Genomic DNA, 1,544 nt, shown 5'->3' with positions numbered 1-1,544 from the left:
CCGATGCCCTCTTCGACGCCCTCACCGACCACCCCTGCGACGTCGTCGTCACCGACTTCTCCATGCCCGAAGGCAGCCAGCCCGACGGCATGCCGATGATCCGCCGCATCCGCGCCCTTCGCCCGGACACCGGCATCGTCGTGCTCACCATGCTGTCCAATCCCGCCATCCTGCGCACCCTGCTGGACGTGGGCGTGGCTGCCATCTTCGACAAACGGACCAGCCTCCGCGATGTCCCGGTGGCAGTGCACGCGGCGGAGGTCGGACGCTCATACCTGAGCCCGGCCGTTCGGCGCCTGTTCCACGAAGCGGATTGCGCAGACAACGCCGACGACCTCGCCACGCGGCTGTCGCCACGTGAGGTAGAGGTGTTACGCGCCTATGCGCAGGGATACGGACTGGTGGACATCGCCGCCTCGATGGGACGCAGCCTGAAGACCATCAGTCGACAGAAACGCTCGGCCATGGCCAAGCTGGGCCTCATCAACGACGCCCAGCTCTACCAGTACCTGGCAGGCGTCCGCGCCGGCATGCTCGAGGACTGGTCGCCGGCGATCGAGGCGGCGGCCAGTCTGCGATTCTTCGCGCTGTAGCGCCTGCTCAGGCGACCAGGCGGCCGGAGGCCACCAGTTCGCACATCAGGCGCACGTCGCCGTCCATCGCGCGGTCGCGCTGCATAAAGGCGATGTGCTCGCGCAGGGTAGACAGGGCGGCACGCACCGCGACGCCGCCATGGAAATCCTCGGCGCGCGCCAGCGCATCCATGAGCGCCCGCACTTCGCTCTCGAAACGTGCGTAGTGCGGCGAATCGCTGCGCGGCGCGCCGTTGATCTTCGCCGCCAGGGCTTCCCAGTCGCCACGATGGGCCAGGGTCCGCGCGGCGTTGAGCATGTCCTGGCGGTATTCCAACGCCTGCGCGGCCGTGTACAACTCCATCGCAAGCACGTGGCCGAGGTCTTCGGTCATTTCGAGAACGTGGCGTGCCTCGTTGGCACCCATGGACACGTGGTCCTCCGCGTTGGCACTGGTCGGCACGGAGTAAACCGAGGCCGGGTGCGCGCGCGTCGCGAGGTCGTTGACCAAGGCCGCCGCGGTGTACTGCACGATCATGAAGCCGGAATCGGTCGCGTCCTCGTTGCCGATGAGGAACGCCGGCAGGCCATCGTTATTGGCCGGGTCGACCAGCTTCGCGGTGCGGCGTTCGGAAATCGAGGCGAGCACGGGAATCGCTGCCTTCACGTAACTCATCGCCAAGGCGAGCGGCATGCCGTGGAAATGGCCGGCCGAGATCACCTGGTCTTCGATCACCTGGGCATTCTCGGCGTCCGGGAAGACCAGCGGGTTGTCGGTGACCGCATTCAGTTCGATGTCGAACACGCGGCAGGCCTGCTCCCAGGCATCGCGAACGGCGCCGTGCACCTGCGGCGCGCAACGCAGGCAGTACGCATCCTGCGGCTGGTGCTTCTTGCCGCCCTTGAACGGAAGGAAGCGCGAGTAGAACGCTTCCTTGCCATGGCGCTGGGTGGCAGGGACCCAGTCCCAGC

At 67.0% G+C, this 1,544-nt stretch carries 2 protein-coding genes; one reads left to right on the top strand and one right to left on the bottom strand.

The genetic code is table 11. From position 1 onward, the window contains the following. A partial coding sequence (locus AC1DSN_RS22405) for a LuxR C-terminal-related transcriptional regulator (RefSeq protein ID WP_477333012.1) occupies positions 1–593 on the top strand: 593 nt, incomplete at its 5' end. A gap of 7 nt (positions 594–600) precedes the next feature. On the opposite strand, the gene AC1DSN_RS22400 is transcribed toward AC1DSN_RS22405, so the two are convergent. Next, positions 601–1,544: aromatic amino acid lyase (locus AC1DSN_RS22400; RefSeq protein ID WP_477333010.1), on the bottom strand; the 944-nt coding region annotated here is incomplete at its 5' end.

This window comes from Luteibacter sp. P4_D7_3 (assembly GCF_056401735.1).
This window is presented reverse-complemented; position numbering and strand designations above follow the sequence as displayed.